This is a genomic window from Accumulibacter sp. (assembly GCF_032229525.1).
In the GTDB taxonomy this organism is placed as follows: domain Bacteria; phylum Pseudomonadota; class Gammaproteobacteria; order Burkholderiales; family Rhodocyclaceae; genus Accumulibacter.
Genome location: NZ_JAVTWB010000192.1, coordinates 1 through 2,739, shown reverse-complemented (window position 1 = coordinate 2,739; position 2,739 = coordinate 1). Strand labels below are relative to the sequence as shown.

Annotated in this window: 4 protein-coding genes; all 4 read left to right on the top strand. The window is 62.9% G+C overall.

Annotation, left to right across the window (positions count from 1 at the left end; all coding sequences use genetic code 11):
- The first annotated feature begins 111 nt into the window (after positions 1–111).
- Positions 112–1,389, top strand: coding sequence for an FAD/NAD(P)-binding oxidoreductase (locus RUW20_RS15155; RefSeq protein ID WP_313953064.1), 1,278 nt, complete (start codon positions 112–114; stop codon positions 1,387–1,389).
- Positions 1,390–1,757: 368 nt separating this feature from the next.
- Positions 1,758–1,955, top strand: a complete 198-nt coding sequence (locus RUW20_RS15150) for a type II toxin-antitoxin system VapB family antitoxin (protein ID WP_313953063.1) — start codon at positions 1,758–1,760, stop codon at positions 1,953–1,955.
- Positions 1,952–2,323 (top strand): type II toxin-antitoxin system VapC family toxin, encoded by a 372-nt coding sequence (locus RUW20_RS15145; RefSeq protein WP_313953062.1) that lies wholly within the window; start codon positions 1,952–1,954, stop codon positions 2,321–2,323. The genes RUW20_RS15150 and RUW20_RS15145 overlap by 4 nt, the downstream gene beginning before the upstream one ends.
- Positions 2,324–2,494: 171 nt before the next feature.
- Positions 2,495–2,739, top strand: a 245-nt coding sequence (locus RUW20_RS15140) for a YqaA family protein (RefSeq protein ID WP_409559375.1), incomplete at its 3' end; no start/stop codon positions are given.

Sequence of the window (2,739 nt, the reverse complement as noted above, 5' to 3'; positions counted from 1 at the left end):
AGCATCGTTGCGTCGTCGCCGCGACCCGGCTGATCCCGCTAGCTGATCCGGTCCTCTCAGTGGTGAGCCGGCGCCGCATCGAAGCCCCCCAAGGGCGTCAAGGAGACACGCATGGCCCATATCGTGATCATCGGTGCCGGCATCGGCGGCATGCCCGCCGCCTACGAGACGCGCGAGTTGCTCGGCAAGGAGCACCGCGTCACCGTCGTCAGCGCCGCCGAAAGCTTCCAGTTCACACCGTCCAACCCCTGGGTGGCCGTAGGCTGGCGCGAGCGCAAGGCGGTGACCATCCCCATCGCTCCCCATCTGGCCAAGAAGAACATCGGCTTCATCGGCAAGGCGGTAACCGCGATCGACGCCGAGACCAACCGCCTCACGCTGGACGGTGGCGAGGCGCTGGACTACGACTATCTGGTCATCACTACCGGTCCCAAGCTGAGCTTCGACGAAGTGCCCGGCGCCGGCCCGCACGGTGGCCACACGCATTCGGTGTGCACCGTGCAGCACGCGGAGAACTTCTGGGCCGACTACCAGGAATTCCTGAAGGACCCCGGGCCGATCGTCATCGGGGCCATGCCGGGCGCCAGTTGCTTCGGTCCGGCCTACGAATTCACTTTCATCGTCGACGCCGACCTGCGCAAGCGCAAGCTGCGCCACAAGGTGCCCATCACCTTCGTCACCAGTGAGCCCTACATCGGCCACATGGGCCTGGGCGGCGTCGGTGACAGCAAGAGCATGCTCGAAAGCGAGCTGCGCGGGCACGACGTCAAGTGGGTGACCAACGCCAAGACCACCCGCGTCGAGGCCGGCAAGATTTTCGTCAGCGAACTCGACGACCTCGGCCAGACGCGACGCGAGCACGAGATCGGCTTCAAGCTGTCGATGATGCTGCCAGCGTTCAAGGGCGTGGACCCGGTGGCCGCCGTGCCGAACCTGTGCAACCCGCGCGGCTTCGTGCTGATCGACGAGTTCCAGCGCAGCAAGGCCTACAAGAACATCTTCTCGGCGGGCGTCTGCGTCGCCATCCCGCCGGTGGAAGTGACGCCGGTACCGACCGGCGCACCCAAGACCGGCTACATGATCGAAAGCATGGTCAGCGCCATCGCGCACAACATTGCCGACGAACTGGCCGGCAAGCCCGCCACCGCAAAGGGTACCTGGAACGCGATCTGCTTGGCGGACATGGGCGATACCGGCGCCGCCTTCGTCGCACTGCCGCAAATCCCGCCGCGCAACGTCAACTGGTTCAAGAAAGGCAAGTGGGTGCACGTGGCCAAGGTCGCCTACGAGAAATATTTCCTGGCGAAAATGAAGAGTGGCAACTCCGAGCCGATCTACGAGAAGTACATCCTGAAAACGCTCGGCATCGTGCGCCTGCTGGACAAGTAGCGCCGACCAACTGGCTCTCGTCGCCGACCGTCAAGCGCTGCCCTGCGGCGGTCGGCGCGACCAGGGGCCGGGTTCAGTTCTACGCAACATCAACCAGACGCGCGCCAGGCCCCAGCCTGCAGGAGAGAAGACTCCAGCCGCTATCCGAACAGCGTCCTTCGTCCCCGTGGGAATGGTTGAAGTATTGCACCCGGCGGCGAAGCATGGGTCGGTGATCGCAGGAAAGGAGCCTGGCCGGTATTCTCCAACATGGACGGCGCCCACGAGCCGAGGCCCGAATGATCCGAGCATTCTTTGAGCGCAAGGGAAGCACGATAACCGTCATCAACTGATGCTAACATGGGCACGACTGCAAGACGGAGAACCCCATGCGCACCACTCTCGCACTCGATGATGATTTGCTGACCAAGGCTCAAGCTCTGACAGGCGTTACTGAAAAAACGGCCCTGGTGCGAGAAGCCCTGCGCGCCCTGATCCAACGCGAAAGCGCGAAACGACTGGCTCTGCTCGGCGGCTCCGAGCCACAACTGAAAGACGTGCCGAGACGCCAAACGGAGCAAGCATGATCCTGGTCGATACGTCGATCTGGATAGAACACCTTCGCCGCAGTGACGAGTGGCTGACCCGGAGCCTGGAGCACGGCCAGGTGCTGAGCCACCCTTACGTCATTGGCGAACTGGCCCTTGGCAACCTCCGGAATCGCCAACTGATCCTTGGCGCGCTACAGGACTTGCCGCAGGCACCCGTCGCTACGGATGACGAGGTACTGCGTTTTGTCGAGCAGAATGCTCTCTACGGCGTTGGCATCGGCTACATTGACGCGCATTTGCTGGCAGCGGTACGCCTTTCGCCCGGAACCACCTTGTGGACCGGGGATAAAAAGCTCCTTGCTGCTGGCAAGAGCCTGGGCTTGATAGAAAACCGGGTTCAATGACCAGAGCGGTGCCGGAGAATGGGTAACCCCGCCGCTACCTTTCGGTGTGCGGGGGTCTCGCAACGCTCGCTATCGGTTGGCAGTGTGCCGTTACGGAGACCGAGCGCATGCTGGAATGTTGGACGTGACCCCGCCTGTGTGCTCCTAGGCGACTGCAGTTAGATTCAAGGAATGGAATGGACGCTGTTCGGCTCGGCACTGCTGTCGTCCACCTTGTTTCCCGGCGGCTCCGAAGCGCTGCTGCTATATCGACTGCACCAGGGCGCCGACCCGCTCACCACAGTATTGACGGCGACTGCCGGCAATGTGCTCGGCAGCCTCATCACCTACGGCATGGGGCGGTTTGGGCGCCAGGCAGTACAGCGCCGCAGCGAAAAAACCGACCTCCATATCGCCCGTGCCGAAAGCTGGTTCAA

What these genes read in the sequence shown, in the direction of transcription:
- RUW20_RS15155 (WP_313953064.1), top strand. Translation starts at nt 112, where the DNA reads ATGGCCCATATCGTGATCATCGGTGCCGGCATCGGCGGCATGCCCGCC.
- RUW20_RS15150 (WP_313953063.1), top strand. Translation starts at nt 1,758, where the DNA reads ATGCGCACCACTCTCGCACTCGATGATGATTTGCTGACCAAGGCTCAA.
- RUW20_RS15145 (WP_313953062.1), top strand. Translation starts at nt 1,952, where the DNA reads ATGATCCTGGTCGATACGTCGATCTGGATAGAACACCTTCGCCGCAGT.